We start from the raw sequence: 26895 nt of genomic DNA, 5'->3' as shown, positions 1-26895 counted from the left end.
CCTTAGGTGCGTGTTTGCCGGGCCCTTGCTGGGTATGTGCATCCAAATAGCATGTGCAATTATTTGTTGAACGCACGCACGCAAATCGGCGGAACCATTGTTTGTTGTGCGGTGTCCGTCGGCGTGGGGTTGGGGCTGGACTGCGCTTTCTGGAAGTACCGGCCACTGCGTGTGAACTGCTCTGGTGCAATTGTCATGCGTGCTTAGATTTCCGCAAACGCTTAGATACAAGTCTAAAACAGGGTCGCTGGCTACCGGTACAGCCTGAGCCAATGCGGTGTGGGCTGGGGATTTATAGCCGGCGGTGGGGCTGGTGCGGAATAGTGTCGTCAGGTGCAACTGGTGTATTTTTCGGAAATGACGTAAATGCAAAAGGATTGCATTTACAAATAGGTGTTGTGTGGTCATACTTGCGCCTTAGTTGACGGCGCCGGTTGCGTGTTTCTGGTTCGCCGCTTTTCGTCATTGTTTCGTATTCATCGACTGGGAACTCACCTATGAAACGTTCTGGTTTTACACTCATTGAATTGCTGGTGGTGATCGCCATCATTGCGATTCTTGTTGCTTTATTGCTGCCGGCGGTGCAGCAGGCGCGCGAAGCGGCGCGGCGCACGCAGTGTCGCAACAATCTCAAACAACTCGGGATTGCCATGCACAATTATTACGATGTGCATACTGCCTTTCCGCTGTTGGCTGCGGATTCGAACTACGGCTATTCTCCGCAAGCTCAAGTCCTTCCCTATCTTGAGCAGTCGAATCTGCATGGTCTGATTGACTTCAACGATCCGCTGCTGTTGGGGCCGGCTTGGGCTCCTCAGGTCAATCCGCTCTTGGCGACTGCTGCTGCTCGGGTTGTGCCGGTTTTTGTCTGCCCGAGTGATGCCGGTCAAGTCATGTATCAAGACGGCAACGGGGATTTGTTTGCCGGTGCAAATTATATGGTGAATGGCGGCAGCGGGAGCGAATTGAATTACTGCACAGGACTCAACGATGGCCTGTTTTGGCGCGGTTCATCGACTCGTTTCAGAGACATTTCAGATGGAACAACGACGACGGTGTTCATGGCTGAAACTCTGTTTGGCTCACGTGGCGACGACACGACTGAATTGGTCGACGCGCAACGGCAAATGAAGCGGGTGAGTGGAGGCGGCCCCTGTACCGTGAATGCGGATGCATTAACGGCATTTCCCGCAACCCGCTATGAGGGGCGCCGCGCCGGGGCTTGGATTCGCAGCACAGGCTATCACGTGCTGGTGAACGCCCATTTTCCACCGAATTCCGCTGAGCCGGATGTGTCACACCATGGCGAATTGGTCTCCGGACCGAGGAGTCAGCATGCGGGCGGAGCCAACATCTTGATGTGTGACGGGAGCGTGCAGTTTATGAACGAAAACATCGACTTGGCGACCATGCGACAACTGTTTTCGCGCAGTGATGGTCAGGTCGTTAGTGAATTTTAAGAATGACTCGCTCGCTGTTCGGCTGCAATGGATCGTTGCCGTTGCCGGTATTGAATAGGAATGGAATATGCGCTTGATCACTGTCACTTCAGCGGTGCAACAGTTGGCCGCTTTGCTCATGCTGTGGGGTCTACAGGGTTGCTCGGCGGAAACCACGGCTGTCTTTCGGCCCATGTCGACACCGCCGGACAAACTGCACATCGACAGCACAACGTGGCAGCGGCAATCAGAAATGACCGAGGGAGACCAACGGTTGCTGACCAACTATCTGCGACATCAACCCTCGGTGGCAGAGAACCCACTGCTGCAAGGAAATCCGTCGGTCTATCGTACCCCAGTGGGAGACAGACGGTTTTATTGGCTCTCCCAAACGGACACGGAGGTCCATTGGGTGTTTCTCGGATTTCGCCGGGGCCGGTTTATGGAAACTCAAGCGGGAACCGGGCCGCCCTTTGTCTCTGCTGCGGAATGAAATTTATCTTACGAACCCACATATGCGACTCGCGCAGGAAAATAACATGAACCTGAAAACTTGGAATTATGTCGGACTATTGCACGCAGCCTTCATGTTGGTGGGCTGCGGTCAGCAGCAGGATTTGATCACATTTGACGCATCGGCACACGCCGCCGAAGAACCGGAGCCGTCGGTGATTTGCCGATTGTTTCTTCAAGACCACGATACGCGAAAGCTGCGTTGGACAGATGTTTTACAAGGTAACCCGCCCAGTTTGGGTGAGATGCATGACGTCGACGAATTTCCGGTGCTCGATGCTGAGCATCAAAATCTCGTGCAGATGGACAGCAGCCAAGGTACGTTGCTGGTCGGCGTGCGGGACGACGCGGACGGTGTATTTCAGAGCGGGTGGGTGCTCTTAGCAACCGGTGTCGAAGAGGAAGCGCACGGCGATCATGGGCATTGGAGTTTCGACGACAAACCACGGATCATTGCCCGGAAACTCGACGATCAACAAGGAAACCCGGCCCATCTGTACGTCTATCGAGACGTCTATTATTTAGCCAATGATCGCAAAAACGGTTACACCCGGATCGATCCTTCAGTCGTTGATGGAGAAGGGGAGGTCAACGTATCACAAGGGTTCCATGCCGGCGGCGGACATCACATTACGTTGGCCGTGGCGGAAAACCGAACCGGATATGGGACCTGGATTGACGGTGGCGGTCCCAATCAGGGACGCGTGGACGTGACTCGTATCCAGCCTGAGGGAAACGAGGAGATCGCTTATTCGCTAGCACTGCCTACGGGGGTGATTCACGGCGCCACCACTGCAGCGGACAAGGTTTTCTTTGCGCCGGCCGATGGGATCTGTTGGGTCGCAGCCGATCTTGATCCGATGGCGGAACATGCGGATACGGAAATTCATCACATCGCGCTTGGTGAGAATCCCGAGACGAAAAAACCATTGCGCACGGGGGCTTTTGCAACGCACCGCGACTACGTCAGTTTTGTTTATGGAGAGGAGGACTATGCTATGCTGGGGCTGTTGAATGCGCACGAGACCTCCCCACAACTCGTGAACGTTCCACTTCCTATGTAACCGGGAAACGGGCCCACGGTTCCGGCAATCGTCAAAACAGCTGATGGGCGGCGCTTAGCGTTTGTCTTTCACAACCATCCCGCTGATGTCGAAGGGGACGAATTCTTGAGCATCGTCCAACTTGATCCCAACCAAGATCTCGATTTTTCCGACGCACAGTTGCTGGAAACGATTCCCGTGGGACACAGCGCCGTCGAAGGCCACTACGGACACCACCAGATTACGTTTGATCACGCCGGTCAATACGCATTTTGGACCAACCCCGGCGACAGTACGATTTCGATCATGTCGCTTAAGGATCTGGGGGTGCTAGCCACAATGCCGGTTGGTGGGAAGCCGACTAAGTTAATTGCCCTAGGGGAAGAAGATCACGGTCATTGAGGGAAATCGCGCGGGCTGCGGCTTGGCCTTCCCCACGATTTGTGGGGAAGGCCAGTGTCTTAACTAAATAACCAGTGTCTTACTTATTCAGTTGAACGGTCTCCGGACCACAGCAACCGGCGGCTTCGTAACGTTCATCTTTGGCGTCGGCCTGCAGGACAACGAAGACTTCCCACTTATGTCCATCAGGATCGATGGCCCACACCTTGTCTTGTACGGCGTAGCAACATGTAGTGCCTTCTTCGGTGATCGTTTCGATGTTGGCTGCTTGGAAACGCTCGATGGCGGCGTGCACCGCTGCGATGGATTTGACTTGAACGCCGAAGTGAGCGGATCCGCCTTCGATTCGCACATTGCCATCTTCTTCGTTCAGTGTCAAATTGACTGACGGGTCATGCGGCTCAAATTTCGCATACCGCGGCCGTTCTTTGCAGGCGGGTTGGCCGAACAGGATTTCATAGAAATGCTTGGACTTTTCCAAGTTGGAAACGGTCAAAGCGACGTGCAGACGGTAATTGCCGGGAAAATCGACAGCGGATTCGTTGGTCATTTTGACTCTCCTTCAGGTTTAAGAGTTTGCAAGTAGGTTTCAATTTTGTCTCTGATTTCGTCGCGGATGCGGCGAAAGACGGTCATTTGTTCTTCTTCCGAACCAGTGGCATCGGCGGGGTCTTGGAATGGCCAATGCAACGTGGTCTTTGCCCCGGGGAAAACCGGACAGGACTCTTTGGCGTTGTCACAGACTGTCACGACGAGATCGAACGGTTGGTTTTGGAACTGATCGAGCGATTTGCTTTGATGTTCGGGAATGTCGATGTCCATTTCCTGCATCGCCTGGATGGCTAAAGGGTGCACGTAGCCGGAGGGTTTTGAGCCGGCGGATTCAGACTGCCAACTGCCGCCGCCCAGCGATTCCCAGAGCGCTTCGGCCATCTGTGAACGACATGAGTTTCCGGTGCAGAGAATTAAGACTCGCTTTGGCATCGGATGGTATTCCTTTTTTATGGTTCGCGTTTCAATTGGTGATTAATCTTGCCCGGCTTCTGCGTGGCTGCCACGAACTGTCGGGCAGGCGGCCGCCGCGGCGGATTGCAGGGTTTCGTCGTCTGAGATTTCGTCACCGAAGTATCGTTTTTGAAAATAGAGAGCGACATTGACCAATCCGATCAACACGGGGACTTCGACCAACGGTCCGATCACAGCTGCGAAAGCGGCGCCGGAGTTGATGCCGAAGACGGCGACGGCCACGGCGATGGCGAGTTCAAAATTGTTGCTGGCCGCAGTGAAGGCGATCGTGGTCGTTTTTGAATAGTCCGCACCGATCTTTTTCCCCATCCAGAAACTCACCAAGAACATTACGACAAAGTAAATCAACAGCGGCACAGCGATCCGCACCACGTCACCAGGAATCTGTACAATCAAATTTCCTTTCAGCCCGAACATCACCAGAATTGTGAACAGCAGTGCGATGAGCGTCAGCGGGCTAATGGTGGGAATGAATTGTTGTTCATACCACTGCCGACCTTTAGCCCGGATTAAAACAAACCGTGTGGCCATGCCGGCCAAAAAGGGGATGCCCAGGTAGATGAAGACACTCTGCGCGATTTCACCGATACCGATCTGGACAGTGCTTCCCGCCAATCCAAATAACGGCGGCAACAGGGTGATGAATACCCAGGCATAGACGCTGAAAAACAGCACTTGAAAGATACTATTGAAAGCCACCAACCCGGCGGCGTATTCGCTGTCTCCCTTGGCCAACTCATTCCAGACGATGACCATCGCGATGCAACGGGCCAGGCCGATCATGATCAACCCCACCATGTATTCGGGGTAGTCTTGCAGGAACAAGATCGCTAAGGCAAACATCAGCACCGGTCCGATGACCCAGTTTTGCACCAGCGACAGCGCGAGTAGTTTCCAATTGCGGAACACTTCGCCCATCTCTTCGTAGCGGACTTTGGCCAGCGGCGGATACATCATCAGTATCAAACCGGCCGCGATGGGAATGTTCGTTGTGCCCACCTGAAACGAATTGATCCAACCTTCCAAACCGGGAAGCAAGCGGCCGGCGGCAACTCCGACCGCCATCGCTAGAAAAATCCACAATGTCAAATACCGGTCCAGGAAACCCAGACGCTTGGCGACTCCATCGGCCATCGGAGCTAATCTCCCATTTCTTGTTGTTTTGGTGTGGTATTATATGTGCTTAGGCGAATGTATTTGTTAAAAAAAACTAGTCGCAGCAGTCACGGCAAGGCGAATGTTTGAGTTGTTGGCGGTCGCTGGCAAGTTCAGACTCGACAGCTTCGCAGGTCGCCAAACACTCCCAGAGCTTTTCGTGAAACGGCGAGGAACTGGGGGTCAATCGATAGTAGTGCCACAGTCCTTCTTTGCGAGCAAGCACTAGTCCGGACTTCCGCAGATAGGCCAAATGCCGCGAAGCTGTTGGTTGCGGCACATCCAGCACATCGACCAAATCGCAAACGCACAATTCTCCGTCGCGCAGCAGATTCAGAATTCGCAACCGCGTCTGATCGGACAGCGCTCGGAAGATTGTCGTGAGTGAGATGCTGGCAGTTTTTGTGGCCATCTTGGGGGGTCCTATTGAATTCGCCTATGCGAATATAGTACGCCGCTACCTATCGATCGTCAATGGCAATCCAAATCTCCAGTGAATTGCGGCAGGCGAAATGAATTGGCCAAAATTCCAGCGGCGGCGGCTGGTGGTGAATCGGTGCGATGTTGTCATAACCCCTACCGGAAAGTTGTCCAGGGCTTTGCCGGCTGGAGTGGGGTATCAGGCTTTCGTTCCGCAGTCCCTGTTCACGACGCCGGTGTCGCTGGTTGGCAACGTTGCGGCTGAGCTGGTCGCACCGTTGAGTAACAAGAAGCGATCAATCCCGAAGATTTCAGAGCCAATGCTGCGCAATTACGAAAGCTTAACGATTCCAGCGCGCAATCCTCAACGCCTATCAGCCGCTGGGCGGGGGTGGGGTGCAGATCTGTGCTAGGTAGTAACCCTAGTTTTGATGGTGACAAGTCGTGTCCCGCGATCTTGCCCACGGAACAGTTGAGACAGTCTTTGGGATAGACGCTCTCATCGCGGATGGTTGCTTGGCCGTCAGTGGTAGAGCATTTTTTGAAGCCGGGAATGGAAGTGAGGTGGTCTGCTTTTCATTCGATTCAAAAACCGCTGCCGCATTCTGTTGGCACGGATTTGCAAGTTTCAGGAACAAACGCAGTAGGGTATTGAACTAGTTCTTAGCAGAATATTAACGTTCTCTATCAATGTGGAGTCGGGTCTCCGCTTGTGGAATCCTTGCGCAAGCCGGGGGAAGTGCGGATGCTTTTTCGCTGTTTGGTTGATTGACTCCCGCGTGAAATCGCGTGCCGACTCGCGCTTTCTATTCTCTGCAGGCCGGAGGGTTTGGAGGGATTCTGCTTTTTTTGTTGATTTCGCGAATTGCGCAGTTTAGACTGGCCCGCATCGCAAGTTCGCTTTGCTAAACAACGCAACGACACCGACGCATTGTCACTTCTTTTCGTCGGTCGCTTTTGCTCGTTTCGCTAGGGTATTGCGTTGAACTCTTCTGCTCCAGTTTTGTCAGCTGCTATTCAATCAAGCTTCGCGTTGCAGTTGATACGCGTGTCGAACATTTTCGCTCTGATGTTACACCTTTGGATTTACGGAGACAGCTCATGTCGGGATCACTCGCGCTCGCTATCACGTCGTCGCTCTTAGGCCATTCTTCTATTACATCTACATCGCTTCGCTGCTCGCTTTGTTAATTCTTTGGTTCTGTGTGGTGCGCTTTTGCGGGCCCTCTGCCACACAAACTCCCCAGTCTTAGGATTCGCAAATCTGCGGATTCGCACGTCTGTCGTTGCCTTCCGGGATCGGCAGATCGTTGATTTTTATATTCCATCTCAATCATTTTGTTTCTTATTAAAAATCGATTCATCGCCCCCCTATTTTGACGGGATGAACCTGCATGTCTTTCTGGTCATTGCTCACCACCTCTTGGGCTCGCTCGCAACGTTATACTCGCTTGACCTCTCAACGCCGTCGCCGAAATCGCAGTTGGCGGAAGTTTAGCACCTGTCGACGACAGATCCCGCTGTCCTTGGAAGGACTGGAAGACCGCACGTTGTTGGCGGGGTCGCTGACCATTGGCGATCTTTCGATTTCCGAGGGCGATGCCGGCACATCGACGTTCGAATTCACTGTCGACCGGACCGGTAGTTCCTCAGGAGTGGTTACCGTCGATTTCGAAACCGGCGGCGGGAACGCGACGCCGGTTCAAACGTTTTTCAATGAACAGACTCTGAGCTCCACGGCCGATCGCGCTGAGGCGGTGTCGTCGGCCGATGTTGATGGCGATGGGGACAGTGACATTCTGTCCGCCTCGTATTTTTCCGATACGATTCATTGGTACGAAAATCTCGGCGGCGGAGTATTTACAACGCACACCGTAACCACGTCGGCCAATGGTGCCGAAGATGTGACCAGTGGTGACTTCGATGGCGATGGCGACACGGATATCCTCACGGCCTCGCGCGAAGACAACACGATTGCGTGGTACGAGAACGACGGCAACGAGAACTTCACGTTCCATGCAATCGACACTGCCGTTGCAGGCGAGAAAAGGGTTGCTGTTGCCGACGTTGATGGCGACGGGGACCTGGATGCGATGGCGTCGTCTGATTTCGACCACACCGTTTTCTGGTACGAAAATGATGGCAATGGAAATTTCACAACGCGGGTTGTGACCAATATTGCAAACCAAGTGAATGCGTTTGAGGCGACGGATCTGGATGGTGACGGTGATCTGGACGTTCTCACATCAAACCCCGGTGACAACACCGTATCGTGGTTTGAAAACGATGGGAATGAAATCTTCACGCGGCATGTGATTTTCGAAGCGCCGAGTGAGGCGACACCCACTGCGGTCTCCTCCGCAGACTTCGACGATGACGGCGATCTTGACGTGGTGGCTGTCTATGACGGCGACTATACCATCACATGGTTTGAGAACGACGGCAACGAGAACTTTACATACCAAGAGATCCGTACCACCCCTGACGGGGTACGCGATGTGCGGACCGCCGATATGGACGGCGATGGTGATGTGGACGTTGTCGTTTCCGTGGGGGGGGATGATGCGGGCATTCAATGGCATGAAAACCTCGGCCGCAACTTTTGGACATTGCATACGGTGACAGCGGGTAAGCTGGTGGCTCCGACGCTCTTCACCGACGATTTGGATGGTGATGGAAACCTGGAGATCCTGTCTGCCTCAACGGTCGAAGATACGATCACCTACTACGAAAATCAGAAGCTGGGTGATTACTTCGCGACGAGCGGTTCGTTGATGTTTGCCGATGGCGTGACCCAGCAGACGATCACGGTCATCGTCAATGGCGACGTCGCACATGAGGAAGACGAATACTTACTCGTCAGCCTTAGTAACACCGTGGGCGGTTCGGTGGATGACGGTCAGGCGCGCGGCACGATTCTCAACGATGACGCCTTGCCGGGGGCGACTGTTTCGATCGGCGATGCCGTCGTGACAGAAGGCGATCTGCTTTCAAAAACTGTTGAATTCACGGTGACCCGCAGCGGCGATACGTCGGGAGAAACGACCGTCGATTTCACCACGGCAGACGGCACGGCATTGGGGATCGTGGATGTCTCGACAGAGTTCTCGCGCTTCGAAGAGCATCTGATCGACAACACGGCCGATGGAGCTCGCAACGTACAGGTCGCCGATGTGGACGGTGACGGCGATCTCGACATGGTTTCCTCGTCGCGCGATGATAACACACTCGCGTGGTATGAAAACGACGGCAACGAGAATTATACGTTTCACGAAATCGTCATTTTAGGCGACGTCTATGGGGTGGCGACAGCGGACATCGATGGCGACGGCGATGTGGATATCATTGCGACTTCCTACGCCCGCAACGAGGTCAACATTTATGAGAACGATGGCAGTGAAAATTTCACAGAGCGGACGATTAGTGGCGCAGGTGAACTTGATCGTCCCTCGGACGTCAAAGTGGTCGATCTCGATGCGGATGGGGACCTAGATATCGTCGTGGCCGTCAATTTTGACTCCATCCTAGTATGGTATGAGTCCGACGGCGCCGGCGGTTTTACTTACCACACGGTGAGTACCGGCGCGGCACGCGCTGATGACTTCGAAGTTATTGATCTCGACCAGGACGGTGATCTAGACTTTGTTGGTTCGATGCTAAGTCCGCGGCAGGTCTTGTGGTTTGAAAATGATGGTAGCGAGAACTTTACTAAGCATATCATTGCCGACGAAGTCTGGACTATTGAATCGGTGTGGGCTGCCGACATGGATGGTGATGGCGACCTCGACGTGCTTACGGGCTCAACTTACGCCATTGACTGGTACGAAAACGACGGAAATGAAAACTTCACACATTATGTCATTGATGATTTTGCGGGGTCGTCAAACTCGGTGGCGACTGCTGATATTGATGGCGATGGTGACCTGGACGTCGTCGCCGCTACTGCGGGTTTGTCGCAAATCGCTTGGTATGAAAATCTCGGCTATGGGAATTATCGGTTTCACTATATTTCGACAGTTTCCGTCGGGGTTGAAAAAATTATCCTCACCGACATCGATGGTGATGGCGACGTGGATGTGGCTGCGGCCTCCTTCGGCGACGATTCGATTCGTTGGTTCGAGAACAACGGCGGTGTGATCGGCGAGCGGGGCGACTATCAAACGACAAGCGGCTCGCTTACCTTTTTGGCCGGCGAAACAGAGAAGACGATCACGGTGCAGGTCGCCGGTGATTTCGACGACGAAGCCAACGAGACCTTCTTCGTCAATTTGTCCAATGTTGCTGGAGGGGCGATCGCTGTCGGCCAAGGGGAGGGCCGAATTCTCAACGACGACGTCCGCGAGTTGTTCATTTCCGACGTCACCTATGTCGAAGGCAACTTGGGAACCAAGAACTTCAACTTTGTCGCGACGCGTCCCGGCAGCACTTCCGAGCGATTGCGTGTTAGGTTCGAATTTGAGGCCGGCAGTGCGGATGGCGGTCCAAATGCTGACTTCGGGCCGACGGCACAATGGGGGTGGGGCGGATATTTAATCTTTGAACCAGGCGTGTCGGAAATCATCATTGCGGTTCCAGTCTATTCTGATTTGGTTGTTGAACCGGACGAATCGTTTGGGGTCTTTTTCTTCGAGATTAACGACACGCTGATTACGGATGACTGGGCGGTCGGTACGATCATCAATGACGACGTCCCTCCGCCGGCGCAACCGACGATTTCTGTCAGCGACGTGACTGTCACTGAAGGGGCCGGGCTGGGTGGCGGGGAATTCATGGATGCCTTCGTTTCCTCCGGCGAGGGGGGGGTGAATATCCCACGTTCCCTTACGTTCGGCCCCGATGGAAATCTCTATGTCGGTTCGAGGGCCGGCGTGTTTCGCTATGACGGGCAGACGGGCGAACCGCTGTCCACGCCGCTCAATCATGGTGCGGAGTTTATTCTCGACAACGATGGAGGCGTGCTGACCTTCGATGCGGTTGTCTTCGGACCGGACGATAACGTCTATACCCTGGGAGATGGTGTTCATCGTTTTAATCCGGTGGATGGCACGTTCGTGGACACCTTTATTCCCGCCGATCAAGTGCTCAACGCGCGGACGATGTTCTTCGGCGAAGACGGGCTGTTGTATGTGCTCATCGGTCAAAGTAGTCTCCCCGATCAGGTTTTGCGTTTCGACGCGGTCACGGGGGAATTTGTCGACATCTTCGTCGGTGACGATCCGCTGACCGGCGGTGTCGATGAAACCGGCGGATTGACCGGTGCTCAGGACATGGTTTTCGGTCCGGACGGCGATTTGTACGTCGTGAACGACACCCGCAATGACAGCACCGCTGGAGTGCTCCGCTATGACGGTGACTCGGGAGCGTTCTTGGGGCGTTTCGCCGCCATTCCCGGTCCACGGATCCCGAGTGGTCTCGCTTTTTCGGCCGACGGCTCGTTGCTGTTTGTCACCAACCGTGCTGGCTCATCAGTGATGCAAATTGATGCGACGACGGGTGAGTTGATCGGTGATTTTGTAGCACCAGGTGCCGGTGGGTTAGATGACATCAGCGACATTCAGGTGAATGCGGACGGCAACCTGTATGTCATCAGCGCGCGGTTGAATGAGGTGCTGCGATTTGCCGGTCCCGTCGGCTCACTGGCAAGTTTCACGGTCACTCGAAGTGGCGATGCCTCCGGTGAAGCTACTGTCGATTTCACGACCGTCGACTCGTCCGCAGCGGGGTTGGTCGATCGGGTCTTCGTCAATCCACTTGCAAATAACGCTGAAGCAGGCAGGGACTACGTTGCTACCGACGGAACAATCACCTTTGCCGCGGGTGAGACTCAGCGGACAATTGTTGTACAGATTCTCGGCGACACGTTGTTTGAGGATGACGAAACCTTTTCGGTGGTGCTCAACAACGCCTCCGGCGCGGTCATCGAAGATGGCGAGGGAGTCGCCACGATTCAGAATGATGACTCGCCATTGCCCGACTTGGTGCCGGACGTGATCGACGGTGTGTGGGACAGCCCAATCGTCGTTTCCACAGTTACGGGAACCAATACGGATGCTTTGGCATATAACGCCACGGACAACCTATTTGTCGATTTGGGAGTGGCGAATCTCGGGATTGCCGAGGCGGGTCCGTTTTCGGTGACGCTTCGCATCGATGGCTCGACGATCACAACTCTCACGCGCTCGACTCCGTTGGGCGTGAATGAGTTTGCGCTCGATTTCCAGGACATCGCGATTGGCACGCTCAGCAACGGTATCCACACCATCGAGTTGATCATCGATTCGACGGGCAGCGTCGATGAAGGGCTGTCCGGCGGTGAAGGCAACAACATCTTCTACAAGGTCATCAACGTCGGTGCTGCGGGGTACGCGGATATCGGACCCGGCTTAGCTGCGGGGTGGGACAACCCCATCGTGATTTCCAAGGAGTCGGGAACCAATACGTCGACACCGCTGCTGCTCACGACGGATGATATTTACGTCGATCTGGGCAGCGGTAATTTTGGCAGCATACCGTCCGGTTCATATTCTGTAACTCTGACGCTCGACGGGGTGGAAGTCACTACCCTGCAACAGACCGGTACACTTGGAGTGTTTAATTTTGCAGGATTTGAAGACATCTTCTTAGGTCAACTGTCGGCCGGTGAACACACGCTCGAAATGACGGTCGACTCGGGCGACGACGTCGATGAAGGGCCTGGTGGCGAAGACAATAATGTCTTTTCTCGCACGTTTACGGTTTTCGAGCCCTCAACGCTCAGCGGTATCAAATGGAACGACACGAACGGCGATGGCGTGCAGGACGCGGTCGAAGATCCGCTGGCAGGATTTGTGGTCTATCTCGACATCAATGGGAACGGTGTCCGCGATGTTGCCGACGAACCCTTTACGACCACGAACGCACAAGGCGAGTATGAATTCACCAATCTTGCGCCGGGGACTTATACTGTTGCCGTCGAATATCCCGACGGGACCGACCGGGTGCAGACGTTCCCTGGTTCGCAAGCGGAGACACAGGCCGGTTTCGATATTGATTTCCGGTTTTTGTCGGCAACGCTCACGCCGCAGCAGGAACAACTCTTCCTCGATGCCGCGGCGATTTGGGAGTCAATTATCGTCGGGGACTTGTCCGACATGGTCAGCCCGGACGGGTTCTTTGTCGATGATTTTCTAATGGATGTGTATACAATCGACATCGATGGTGTGGGGAATACCCTCGGTCAAGCACGTCCGCTCATTCCAGAGGGCGGGTATCATGAAGGAACATTATTGCCTGTGCGCGGAGAGGTCGTGCTCGATGTCAACGATCTTGATCACCCGGAACTCTTCGGCACCATCCTCCACGAAATCGGTCACGCTTTGGGACTGGGGGTGTTGTGGGACGCAAACGGTTTACGGGTCAACGTGGGGACTCCGGATCCGCGATACATTGGCGCAGAGGCGGTGCAGCAGTACGCGGACATCTTTAACATTTCAGCGTCCTCAATTCCTCTGGAAAATGTAGGTGGCCCAGGGTCGGTGGGCAGTCACTGGCGCGAGACGGTTTTCGATAACGAGTTGATGACCTCGATCAGCGATCCGAATGCGATGATCAGTCTGGTGACGGTCGGTGCGTTGGCGGACCTGGGATATGAAGTCGACTACAACCAAGCCCAGTCCTATCGCCCGCCGGGAACGAGTTTACCGTTTGTCACGGTCGATACCGTGATTTCAACAATTGACGAAGAAGGGGCTACCGCGGGGGCGTTTACGTTCACGCGTACGGATACGACTTCCGGCGCGCTGGAGGTTCATTATTCCATCGGCGGCACAGCGACCGCTGGCAGCGATTTCGTAGCACTTTCCGGAATTGCGACCATCCTGGATGGCGACTCTTCCGTCACGGTCGACCTGACGCCGCTCACGGATGGAGCTGCGGAAGGGTTGGAGACGATTGTTATCACGGTGGAGTCGGGCAGTGGCTATACGGTCGGTGCACCGCGCTATGCCACGGTGACCATTGAGGATGACGAACTTGTCGAGCCGGTCATTCCGCTTTCCTACACCGTAACCGTTCATCCGGGTGAGACGATTGGTAACCTCGATTTCGGCAGTCGCATTCCCACAAGTGTGCCGCCGTTCATTGAGGCCCAGATTGACGATGTCACTGTTGCAGAAGATGCGGCTTCGACAATCGTTGATTTGTTTGCCGCATTCGGTGACACGGAGGATTTGGATACGGAGTTGTCCTTCCGCGTCAGTGACAATACTAATCCGGCGCTCTTTACCTCACTGAACATCGCCGCCGGCATGCTCACGCTCGACTATGCCGCCAATGCCAATGGTACGGCGACCTTGACCATTGAGGCGATGGACACCACCGGACAAACCGTAACGCAGTCGTTCGATGTGACGATCACTGCTGTGAACGACGATCCGGTGATTGTCTCCACATCGGTCAATGCTGTGGAAGACACGATTTTGGATGTCGATCTGCGGACGCTGGTCGATGACTTGGAAACCGCCGACGACGATCTGACGTTTACCGTCTCCGGTGCCGTGAATGGCACAATTGAATTGCTGGCGGATGGTTATACGGCGCGGTTTACGCCTGCCGCCGACTACTTCGGAGCAGCTGCATTTGACTTCGACGTGACGGATACGGGTGACGGTGCCGATTCGGCCATCACGTTGGGGCCGATCACAGTAAATGTCGATATCACCAGCGTGAACGATAGTCCGTCCTTTACCTTGGCGGGCGACCAGGTGGTGGATGAGGATTCGGGCGGGCTAACGAATTATGCGTTTGCTACCAATATTGCTGCTGGTCCGACAGACGAAAGTGGTCAGACGCTGTCGTTCTTGGTGTCGACCGACAACGATGCCCTCTTCACCGACGGTCCCACGATCAACGCGGCGGGAGCACTCTCGTTCGCAGTGGCCGATGACGCTGCGGGAACGGCCGTTGTTACTGTAAGACTCATGGACAACGGTGGGACCGCCAACGGTGGCGTGAACATCAGTGAGGCACAGACCTTTTCGATCATCGTCAACAATATTAACGACGCCCCGGTTCTTACCGTTCCGGGGCAGTTGTTTGTGGACGAAGATACGCAATTGGATATCGATGGCGTGAGCGTCACGGACATCGATTCGGCCACCGTTGCACTTGAGTTGAGTTCGACCTTCGGCAACATAACGCTTGGCAATACGTCTGGGTTGACCGTGTCTGGAAACGGCACGGACGATATCATGGTGGAAGGCGCCGTCGCAGACATCAACGCCGCACTCGCCACGCTGTCATATCGCAGCAACCCCGGTTCCAGCGGGATGGAAGGAATTTTAATCAGGGTGACCGACTCGGAGGCTGCCACCGATTTCACATACATTTTGATAAACGTCATTCCAGCGGCGTTTGTCCCCGAGGTCACGCTGGACGCCTCTTCGAACATCATCGAAGAAGCGGGCGGTACCGTGACCATCACAGCGACACTCTCAGGGATCACCACTGAGGACGTGACGGTCTTCTTGGGCTTTGGCGGAACGGCCGACGATTTCATCGAAGGCGGGTCGCTGCTTGTCGCTAATGGCGCGACGAATAGCATCCTGCGATATGACGGGGCCACGGGTGCGTTCATCGATGAATACTTCACGGGCGCTGCCGGCGACATGATCATTGGCCCCGATGGCGATTTCTATGTGGCCAACGTGGCGACCGATTCGATCCTGAGATACGACGGTGCGACCGGTGCGCTGCTTGGCACCTTTGCAAGCGGCGGCGGCCTCAACGATCCGCGGGGTTTGGTGTTCGGCCCGGATGGAAACCTGTACGTGACGAGCAACCAGACCGACAGCGTGCTCCGTTACAACGGCACAACCGGCGCGTTCATCGACCAGTTTGTCTTACCCAATACGGAGGATTTGGGAAATCCGGTCGGACTGGCATTCGGCGCGGACGGCAATCTGTATGTCTCAAATCACGGGCGTGGTGGCAGTCGTGGACCGTACAACGTCTTGGTGTTCAACGGCACGACTGGCGCCTATATCAAGGAGTTGTTTGGGGATGGTGCCGGTGGACTGGACGAGCCGACCGGTTTAGCGTTCGGCCCGGATGGTAATCTCTACCTCATCGATGAGCCTGATGATGAGATCCTCCGTTACAACGGGACGACGGGCGCGTTTCTCGGTAGCTTCGCATCCGGCGGCGGGCTAGACGCACCGACCGACTTCACGTTCGGTCCGGATGGCAATCTTTATGTCAGCAGCGCCAGCGGCGCGATTCTCAAGTACGACGGGACTACGGGCGATTTTCTGGGAACCATGTCTTCTGGCGGCGGGCTCGTCGATCCATTGGGCTTGTTGTTCGTAGCCTCGGCAGGCGACTACAGGCTGTCAGATCACTCGATCGTGATCGAAGCGGGCAGTCTGTCGGGCAGCATCACCATCACTGGAGTCGCTGATGAACTGGATGAAGGCAGCGAAACGGTCATCGTCGACATCACTGACGTTACCGGTGGGGTAGAACTTGGCCAGCAACAAGTCACCACGACCATTGTCGAAGAGATCGGCTCCAACCAACCGCCGACTACGACCGGTATCGCTGATGTCACCGTCGACGAAGACGCGGCGGCAACCCAGATCGACCTCTTTGCCGCATTCGACGATGCAGAAGATGCCGATCAGCAGTTGACGTATGAAGTCGTGGGCAACTCGAACGCCGCGCTGTTTACAGCAGTATCGATCAGTCCTGCCACGGGAATCTTGACGCTGGATTATGCTCCCAATTTGCACGGTGTGGCTGACATTACGATTCGCGCCACCGACCTTGGTGGTGAGTTTGTCGAAACGACGTTTGCGGTGACCGTCAATGCGGTCAATGACGCCCCTGTCTTTTCCGGTCTAACTCTCAACTTAGATGAAGATGAGAGGATCGATTTCTTCCTGACGTCGTATGTCACTGATGTCGAAACACTGGGCGGAGATTTGGTCTTCGATATCATCGGTGTTGATCACATCGTTCTCAACTTCGCCTCCAACGGTGATGCTACTGTTCTTCCCATTCCCAATTACAACGGTCCCGCCTCATTCGAATTCACCGTGATGGATACCGGTGACGGAACCGACGCCCCGATCACTGTTGGCCCGTTTATCGTCAACGTCAACTACGCTCCGGTCAATGACGCCCCGGTTGCGGAAACGACAACGCTCAACACCGACCAAGAGACCGCCGTCGATATCAACTTGCGTACGCTGGTCGACGATGTGGAAACACCGGACGGCGCGCTGACGTTTTCCGTGTCCAATGCTGTCAACGGTACCGTGGAGTTGTTAGCAAACGGTTACACGGCGCGGTTCACCCCCGCTGCCGGTTACAACGGACCTGCGTCGTTTGATTACCATGTCACCGATACCGGAGACAATGGAGATGCACCGCTCACTTCCGGACCGGTGACAATCGACGTCAACGTGGCCAATGTGAACCAAGCACCGGTCGCCGTTGGCACGACTTTGAATACTAACGAAGATACGGCTGTCGAAATCGACCTGCGAACGCTGGTTGATGATGCTGAAACGGCTGATGACGATCTTGTGTTCAGTGTTTCCGGTGCTGTCAACGGCACGGTGGAATTGCTGTCTGACGGCTACACGGCGCGATACACGCCAGGAGCGGATTACAATGGTGCGGCGTCATTTCTCTATGGCGTGACCGATACGGGGGATGGTATTCATTCTCCGATCACGGTTGGCCCGATAGTAATCAACGTCAACGTCGCTGCCGTCAATGATGCACCCATCTATATATTCACAACGTTGAACTTGAATGAAGACGAGCGGTTCGACTTTTCCCTGACGTCATTGATTAGCGATGTAGAAACGACCGGTCAAGATTTGGTCTTCGACATCACCGGCGTTGATAACATCATTCTCAATTGGAACAGCCTCCATTTTGCAACTGTTATTCCCGTCCCCGATTACAACGGTTTCGGTAATTTTGAGTTTACAGTCACAGATACTGGCGATGGTGTCGACGGCCCGGTCACTGTCGGCCCGTTTATAGTTAACATCATCATCGCTCCTGTCAACGACGCTCCGGTTGTGGAAACGACAACGCTCAACACTACCGAGGGGACTGGGGTCTCAATCGATCTGCGGTCGCTCGTTGACGATGTGGAAACACCGGATATCGATCTGGCATTTTCCGTGTCCAACGCGGTCAACGGCACCGTTGAACTCCTGGCCAACGGGTATACGGCGGTGTTCACGCCGGCTGATGGCTACAACGGTCCCGCTGCATTCGATTACGAAGTCACAGATACCGGTGACAGCGGCGACGCGCCGATCAGTTCCGGTCCGGTAACAATCGACGTCAACGTTTTTGCCGTGAACCAAGCACCGGTCGCCGTCGGTATAACTTTGAATACCAACGAGGACACCGCTGTCGATATCGACCTGCGGACGCTGGTCGAAGACGATGAAACGGCTGACGACGATCTCGTGTTCAGCGTTTCAGGCGCGGTCAACGGCACCGTCGAATTGCTGGCGGATGGCTATACGGCGAGATTCACACCCGGAGCGGATTACTTCGGCCCAGCGTCGTTCCAGTATGACGTGACGGACACGGGCGATTCTGGTGCTGCACCGATCACTGTGGGACCGATCGTGAACAATGTTGTTATTGCTGCTGAGAACGACACACCCGTGATCGAGTTGGTCTTGTCTAACTTTGATGTCAATGAGGATGCCCCGCCGACGGTCCTGGACCTCTTCACATATTTCAGCGACGTCGAAGATCCGGATGAAGACTTGGTGTTCGAGGTGACCGGCAACACCGACGCTATATTGTTCGAAAACGTCTCCATCGACGAAGTCACCGGCGAACTCACGTTGGAATATGCAGCAAACGCCGCAGGGCTGACCGTCATCACCGTTCGCGCGACCGATACCGGCGGGTTGTTCGTCGAACAAACGTTCCGCATCATTGTGGAAGACGTTAACGACCCACCCGTGGCAAGCACGACGACGTTGAATACCACTGAAGACACAGCGGTCGAGATCGATTTGCGGACCTTGGTTGAAGATGTCGAGACGGAGGATGACAACTTCACCTTTGCCGTATCCAACCCGGTGAACGGTACGGTCGAATTGTTACCTGACGGCTACACAGCCCGCTTCACCCCGGATGAAGACTTCAGCGGAGTTGCCGCGTTCGACTATCACGTCACTGATGACGGAATCCGTGGGGACGACCCATTCGTCACCGTCGGGCCGGTGACGATTACGGTGAATGTCGGTGGCAATAACGATCAACCGTTTGTGGAAACACCGATTGGCGACGTGGCTGTGATCGAAGATGCTCCCTCGAGCGTGGTCGATTTGTTTGCCGCCTTCGAAGATTTGGAAGATGCGGACAGTGAGTTGGACTTGGAGATCACGGCCAACAGCAACGCATCGCTGTTTACGTCGGTGATGATTGACCCGACGACCGGCCAGTTGACGCTCGATTACGCTCCGAATGCCAACGGTTCATCAACCATCACGGTCCAGGCGACTGATACCGGTGGTTTGAGCATCAGCCAGACGTTCATCGTGGATGTGGCGGCGGTGAATGACGATCCGGTCGCGACGGGGACGACCTTGGCGACGGATGAAGATACGCCGGTTGAAATTGATCTACGGACGCTGGTTGACGACATTGAGACGGCCGACGACGATTTGGTATTCAGCGTATCGGGCGCTGTGAACGGCACGGTCGAACTGCTGGCCGATGGTTACACGGCACGATTCACACCGGGTGCGAACTATAACGGCTCCGCATCGTTCAACTATGACGTGACGGATACGGGCGATGGCAGCGACGCTGCGATCACATCTGCTCCGCAAACCATCGACGTCAATGTGGCGGCGGTGAATGACGATCCAGTCGCGACGGGAACGACGCTGAATACCGATGAAGATACACCGGTGGAGATCGATCTACGGACGTTGGTCGATGATGTCGAAACGGTCGATGATGATCTGGTGTTCAACGTGTCTGGCGCGGTGAATGGTACGGTCGAACTGCTGGCAGATGGTCACACGGCGCGATTCACACCGGGTGCGAACTACAATGGTCCGGCGTCGTTCGTCTATGACGTGACAGATACCGGCGACGGCGCGGATCCAGCGATCATCGTCGGACCGTTCGCGATCGACATCACGGTGGCGGCGGTGAATGATGATCCGGTGGCGACGGGAACGACGCTGAATACTGACGAAGACACAGCCGTTGAGATCGACCTGCGAACGTTGGTCGATGATGTCGAAACGGCCGACGACGATCTCGTGTTCAACGTATCTGGTGCGGTCAATGGCAGCGTGGAACTCCTCGCTGATGGTTACACGGCGCGGTTCACTCCCGGTGCGAACTACAACGGTCCGGCGTCGTTCGTCTACGACGTGACGGATACGGGAGATGGCAGTGCTGCTGCGATTACGTCCGCTCCGCAAACGATCGACATCAACGTCGCTGCGGTGAATGACGATCCAGTGGCAAGTTCTACGACAATGTCGACGAGCGAAGATACGCCGGTTGAGATTGATCTGCGTACGTTGGTGGAGGATGTGGAAACAGCCGACGACGATCTTGTCTTCAGTGTGTCAGGTGCTGTGAATGGAAGCGTGGAATTGCTGGCCAATGGTTACACGGCACGATTCACACCCGGCGCGAACTACAACGGTCCGGCCTCGTTTGATTACGACGTGACTGATACCGGCGATGGTGCGGATACTCCTCTCACGAGCGATCCGGTGACGATCAATGTGACGGTCAGTGCGACGAATGATACTCCGGTAGCCACTGGAACGACGCTGAATACTGTCGAAGACACACCGGTCGAAATTGACCTACGGACGTTGGTGGACGATGTCGAGACGGCCGATGACGATCTGGTGTTCAGTGTGTCTGGCGCGACCAATGGTAGCGTAGAATTGCTGACAGATGGTTACACGGCGCGGTTCACGCCCGGTGCGAATTACAACGGTCCTGCTTCGTTCGTCTATGACGTGACAGATACCGGCGACGGCGTGGACCCAGCGATTGTCGTCGGGCCGTTCGCGATCGACATCACGGTGGCGGCGGTGAATGACGATCCGGTAGCGACGGGAACGACGCTGAATACTGATGAAGATACACCGGTTGAAATTGATCTACGGACGCTGGTGGACGATGTTGAAACGGTCGATGACGATCTCGTGTTCAATGTATCGGGTGCCGTGAATGGCAGCGTCGAACTGCTGGCCAATGGTCACACGGCGCGGTTCACACCCGGTGCGAACTACAATGGTCCTGCTTTGTTCGTCTACGACGTGACGGATACTGGAGATGGCAGTGCCGCTGCGGTCACGTCCGCTCCGCAAGTCATCGAGATCAATGTGGCCGCGGTGAATGATGCTCCGGTGGCCGGTGCGACGACGCTGAATACGAACGAAGACACAGCGGTTGAAATTGACCTGCGGTCGTTGGTCGAAGATGTCGAGACGGCGGACGGCGATCTGGTGTTCAGCGTTTCCGGTGCGGTCAATGGGACGGTGGAATTGCTCGCCGATGGTCACACGGCACGGTTTACACCGGGTGCGGATTACAACGGTCCGGCCTCATTTGTCTATGACGTGATGGACACAGGGGATGGCGGTGCGGCGGCGATTACTAGTGGCCCATTGACGATCGATGTGAACGTGGCTGCGGTGAACGACGATCCAGTGGCGAATCCGACAACTTTAGCAACCGATGAAGATACGCCGGTTGAGATTGACCTGCGAACGCTCGTCGAGGATGTGGAAACGGCTGACGACGATCTTGTCTTTAGCGTGTCAGGAGCCGTGAACGGCACGGTGGAATTGCTGGCCAATGGTTATACGGCCCGGTTCACGCCCGGTGCCAACTACAACGGCCCGGCCTCATTTGCTTACGACGTGACGGATGCGGGTGATGGCGGTGATGCTCCGATTACGGTCAGTCCGGTGACGATCGACGTGACTGTGGCAGCGGTGAATGATGATCCGGTTGCGACAGGAACAACCTTGGCGACCGATGAAGACACACCGGTCGAAATCGATCTGCGAACGTTGGTTGCCGATCTCGAAACCGCTGATGACGACTTGGTCTTTAATGTCTCCGGTGGCGTGAACGGCACGGTGGAACTGCTGACCGATGGTTACACGGCACGGTTTACGCCGGGTGCGAATTACAATGGTGCGGCGTTGTTCGTTTATGACGTGACGGACATGGGCGATGGTGATGCCCCGGGGATTATCGTGGGGCCGTTGACGATCGACATCAACGTGGCTGCGGTGAATGATGAGCCGGATTCGACGGCAGCGACCTTGGCGACTGATGAAGATACGCCGGTTGAGATCGACTTGCGTACGCTGGTGGATGACGTCGAAACGGCTGACGACGATCTGTTCTTCAGCGTGTCGGGTGCTGTGAACGGGACCGTGGAGCTGCTCGCCGATGGCTACACGGCGCGGTTTACGCCCGGTGCGGACTACAATGGTCCGGCGTCCTTCGTTTACGACGTGACCGACACGGGTGACGGCAGTGCAGCGGCGATCCTCGTTGGTCCAATCACGATCGATATCAATGTCGGTGGCGACAATGATCAGCCATTTGTGGAAACACCGATTGAAGACGTTGCCGTTCTGGAAGACGCTCCCTCAAGCCTGATTGATCTGTTTGCCGCTTTTGACGACTTGGAAGATGCGGACAGCGACTTGGACTTTGAAATCACAGCGAACAGCAACGCATCGCTGTTTGCGTCGGCGATGATCAACCCGACTACCGGCCAGTTGACACTCGATTATGCTCCGAATGCCAACGGGACGTCGACGATCACCGTTCAGGCGACCGACACGGGCGGACTGAGTATCAGCCAGACGTTTGTGGTGGACGTGGCGGCGGTAAACGACGTTCCGCAAGGGGATGTCACGACATTTAATATTTTGGAAGACACCCCGCTTGAAGTCGATCTGCGGACATTTGTTTCCGACGTCGAAACGGCCGCCGAAGATTTGATTTTCAATGTCTCGGGGGCGGTGAACGGCACCGTAGAACTGCTGGCGGACGGCCACACGGCTCGTTTTACACCGACGGCGAACTACAACGGTCCGGCCTCGTTTAACTACGACGTGACGGATACCGGCGACGGGAGTGCAGCGGCAATCACGACCGGACCGCTCACGATGACCGTGAACGTGGACGCAGTGAACGATGACCCGGTCGCGACGGGGACGACACTGAATACCGATGAAGATACGCCGGTCGAGATTGACCTGCGGACGCTGGTGGACGATGTTGAGACGGCCGATGACGATCTCGTGTTCAGCGTATCCGGCGCTGTGAACGGCACGGTCGAACTGCTGGCCAATGGTTACACAGCCCGGTTCACACCGGGTGCGAACTACAACGGTCCCGCGTCGTTCAACTATGGTGTGACGGATACGGGAGACAGCGGTACTAGTGCGATCACGTCTGCACCGCAAACCGTGGACGTCAACGTGGCTGCGGTGAATGATGATCCGGTGGCTGGTACGACGACGCTGAATACCGACGAAGACACGCCGGTGGAGATCGACCTGCGAACGCTGGTCGATGACGTGGAAACCGCCGATGATGATCTGGTATTTAACGTTTCGGGTGCGGTTAACGGTAGCGTGGAACTCCTCGCTGATGGATACACGGCACGGTTCACACCCGGTGCGAACTACAACGGTTCGGCTTCATTCGTCTATGACGTGACAGATACCGGCGATGGCGCCGATCCAGCAATTACCGTTGGGCCGCTCGCAATCGATATCAACGTGGCAGCCGTCAATGATGATCCAACGGCGACAGGGACGACTTTAGCGACTGACGAAGATACGCCTGTCGAGATTGATCTGCGAACGTTGGTGGACGATGTCGAAACCGTCGATGACGATCTCGTATTCAGTGTTTCAGGTGCTGTGAATGGCATCGTAGAATTGCTGGCTGATGGTTACACGGCGCGGTTTACACCGGGTGCGAACTACAACGGCGCAGCATCATTTGAATATGACGTAACGGACACGGGCGATGGCAGCGCTGCTGCAATCACATCCGTTCCGCAAACCGTGGACATTGACGTGGCTGCTGTGAATGACGATCCAACGGCCGGCACGACGACGCTGAATACCGACGAAGACACGCCGGTGGAGATCGACTTGCGAACGTTGGTCGATGACGTGGAAACCGCCGATGATGAGTTGGTGTTCAACGTTTCTGGTGCGGTCAACGGCACCGTGGAGTTACTGGCTGACGGTTATACGGCGCGGTTCACGCCCGGTGCGAACTACAACGGCGCTGCTTCGTTTGTTTACGATGTGACGGACAGTGGGGATGGGGATGACCCGGGGATCATCGCAGGCCCGATCGCGATCGACATCAACGTCGCAGCGGTCAATGACGCTCCCGTGGCGGATTCCACGACTTTGTCGACCGGCGAAGATACACCCGTCGAGATCGACTTGCGAACATTAGTTTCCGATGTCGAGACATCCGATGATGATCTGACTTTCAGCGTGTCAGACGCCGAAAACGGCAGTGTGGAGTTACTGGTTGACGGTTACACAGCACGGTTCACCCCCGGTGCGGACTACAACGGTCCAGCGTCGTTTGCCTATCGCGTGACGGACACGGGTGATGGCGGTGATGATCCGATCACAGTCGGCCCCGTCACGATCGATGTGACAGTCGGTGGCGATAATGACCGACCGTTTGTGGAAACACCGATTGGCGACGTGGCTGTGATTGAGGATGCTCCCTCGAGCGTGATCGACTTGTTTGCCGCCTTCGAAGATTTGGAAGATGCGGATAGTGAGTTGGACCTTGAGATCACAGCGAATAGCAACGCATCGCTGTTTGCGTCGGTGATGATCGATCCGACCACCGGCCAGTTGACGCTCGATTACGCTCCGAATGCCAACGGTTCATCAACCATCACGGTCCAAGCGACTGATACGGGTGGACTAAGCGTTAGCCAGACGTTCATCGTGGATGTGGCCGCGGTGAATGACGATCCGGTTGCGACGGGGACGACCTTGGCGACGGATGAAGATACGCCGGTTGAAATTGATCTACGGACGCTGGTGGACGACATTGAAACGGCCGACGACGATCTCGTATTCAGCGTTTCTGGTGCGGTGAATGGTGCAATCGAACTGCTGGCCAACGGTTACACCGCCCGATTCACACCGGGTGCTAACTACAACGGCCTCGCTTCGTTCAACTATGACGTGACGGATACGGGAGATGGCAGTGCTGCGGCAATCACATCTGCACCGCAAACCATCGACGTCAATGTGGCGGCGGTGAATGACGATCCGGTCGCGACGGGAACGACGCTGAATACCGATGAAGATACACCGGTGGAGATCGATCTGCGTACGTTAGTCGACGATGTGGAAACGGCCGATGACGATCTCGCGTTCAATGTTTCTGGCGCGGTGAATGGTACGGTCGAACTTCTGGCCGATGGTTACACCGCACGGTTTACACCGGGTGCGGATTACAACGGTCCTGCTTTGTTCGTCTACGACGTGACCGATACGGGAGATGGCGGTGCTGCTGCGATCACGTCCGCTCCGCAAACGATCGACATCAACGTCGCTGCGGTGAATGACGATCCAGTGGCAAGTTCTACGACAATGTCGACGAGCGAAGATACGCCGGTTGAGATTGATCTGCGTACGTTGGTGGAGGATGTGGAAACAGCCGACGACGATCTCGTCTTCAGTGTGTCAGGTGCTGTGAATGGAAGCGTGGAATTGCAGGCCGATGGCTACACCGCACGGTTCACACCCGGCGCGAACTACAACGGTCCGGCGTCGTTCGTCTATGACGTGACGGATACGGGAGATGGCAGTGCTGCTGCGATCACATCCGCTCCGCAAACCATCGACATCACTGTGGCCGCGGTGAATGATGTTCCTATTGCTGGTACGACGACGCTGAATACCGACGAAGACACAGCCGTTGAGATTGATCTACGAACGCTGGTGGACGATGTTGAGACAGCCGACGACGATCTGCTGTTTAGTGTGTCGGGTGCGGTCAACGGCACGGTGGAATTGCTGGCCGATGGTTACACGGCACGGTTTACACCGGATGCGGACGGTCCAGCGTCGTTTGATTACGACGTGACTGATACCGGAGATGGCAGCGATGCGGCGATTACGTCGGGACCGGTGACCATTGATGTGAACGTCGCAGCCGTGAATGAATTTACGATCGTTGACGTGTCTGTGAACGATGGCGAAGAAAACCGTTCGAATGTGCGGCATATCACTGTCACGTTCAGCGACGATACGAACATCGGGGCGTTGATCGCCAGCGGTGAGATCGTGGAGATTATTCAGATCTACGGTTTGACAAATTCTCCGTCGACAGAAGTCGTCCTGTCCGCCGACCGGTTTGTTTGGGACGATGCGACGAATTCAGTCACGGTCGACCTGACCGTGGACGGATTTGGCGGTAGCGGTCAGACTCTCTTGAGCAATGACAACTATGCACTGCGAATTCAGACGGGCGAAATCCTCAACCCACAACTTGTCGATGCGGTCTTGCAGGATACGGATGGCGTTGACGACGGTATTTATGACTATCGGTTCCATCGCCTGGAAGGTGACATCGACGGCGACCGGAGTGTGGGATTCAGCGATGTGATGAAACTCACTTCAAACTTTGGCCAATTCAATACCGACGCCGATACCACTGGCGATGGACAAGTGAATATTCTGGACTTCTGGTCCGTTTACGGAAATGTCGGCAGCTCACTGCCTGATGATATTTTCTTGGAATCGGAACAATTTTGAATCGAATCGTTTGCGTGAAATAGAGAGACTGGGTTAAATGTAAGTAGGGCTGAA

9 protein-coding genes are annotated in these 26895 nt (G+C 55.3%); 5 read left to right on the top strand and 4 right to left on the bottom strand.

Annotated elements, in window-relative coordinates; all coding sequences use genetic code 11:
* Window positions 1-497 precede the first annotated feature (497 nt).
* From Mal52_RS27740 to Mal52_RS27725, 4 genes are all read left to right on the top strand, one after another.
* Window positions 498-1460, top strand: coding sequence for a DUF1559 domain-containing protein (locus Mal52_RS27740; protein WP_145380117.1), 963 nt, complete (start codon window positions 498-500; stop codon window positions 1458-1460).
* 67 nt (window positions 1461-1527) lie between these two features.
* Complete coding sequence (locus tag Mal52_RS27735) at window positions 1528-1932, top strand: hypothetical protein (protein WP_145380115.1); 405 nt, start codon at window positions 1528-1530, stop codon at window positions 1930-1932.
* Window positions 1933-1978: 46 nt separating this feature from the next.
* Window positions 1979-3016, top strand: coding sequence for a hypothetical protein (locus Mal52_RS27730; RefSeq protein WP_145380113.1), 1038 nt, complete (start codon window positions 1979-1981; stop codon window positions 3014-3016).
* 105 nt (window positions 3017-3121) lie between these two features.
* A complete protein-coding gene (locus tag Mal52_RS27725) occupies window positions 3122-3397 on the top strand; it encodes a YncE family protein (RefSeq protein WP_145380111.1) in 276 nt (91 codons plus the stop codon).
* Window positions 3398-3476: 79 nt separating this feature from the next.
* On the opposite strand, the gene Mal52_RS27720 is transcribed toward Mal52_RS27725, so the two are convergent.
* The 4 genes from Mal52_RS27720 to Mal52_RS27705 all read right to left on the bottom strand — a co-directional run bounded on the left by Mal52_RS27720 (window position 3477) and on the right by Mal52_RS27705 (window position 5990).
* Window positions 3477-3947: an ArsI/CadI family heavy metal resistance metalloenzyme gene (locus tag Mal52_RS27720; RefSeq protein ID WP_145380108.1), complete on the bottom strand. Its 471-nt coding sequence runs from the start codon at window positions 3945-3947 to the stop codon at window positions 3477-3479.
* Window positions 3944-4381 (bottom strand): arsenate reductase ArsC, encoded by a 438-nt coding sequence (locus Mal52_RS27715; protein ID WP_145380107.1) that lies wholly within the window; start codon window positions 4379-4381, stop codon window positions 3944-3946. Before Mal52_RS27715 ends, Mal52_RS27720 begins: the two co-directional genes overlap by 4 nt.
* A 42-nt stretch (window positions 4382-4423) precedes the next feature.
* Window positions 4424-5557 carry an ACR3 family arsenite efflux transporter gene (gene arsB / locus Mal52_RS27710; RefSeq protein ID WP_145380106.1) on the bottom strand — a complete coding sequence of 378 codons (1134 nt, stop codon included), beginning with the start codon at window positions 5555-5557 and terminating at the stop codon, window positions 4424-4426.
* Between the two features lie 76 nt (window positions 5558-5633).
* Complete coding sequence (locus Mal52_RS27705; RefSeq protein WP_145380104.1) at window positions 5634-5990, bottom strand: ArsR/SmtB family transcription factor; 357 nt, start codon at window positions 5988-5990, stop codon at window positions 5634-5636.
* Between the two features lie 1402 nt (window positions 5991-7392).
* Here Mal52_RS27705 and Mal52_RS27700 point away from each other — a divergent pair.
* Entirely contained in the window at window positions 7393-26841 is a 19449-nt protein-coding gene (locus tag Mal52_RS27700; RefSeq protein WP_145380102.1) for an Ig-like domain-containing protein, read from the top strand.
* Window positions 26842-26895 lie beyond the last annotated feature (54 nt).

Origin of the sequence: Symmachiella dynata (assembly GCF_007747995.1) — a bacterium.
Taxonomy (GTDB): domain Bacteria; phylum Planctomycetota; class Planctomycetia; order Planctomycetales; family Planctomycetaceae; genus Symmachiella; species Symmachiella dynata.
This window is presented reverse-complemented; position numbering and strand designations above follow the sequence as displayed.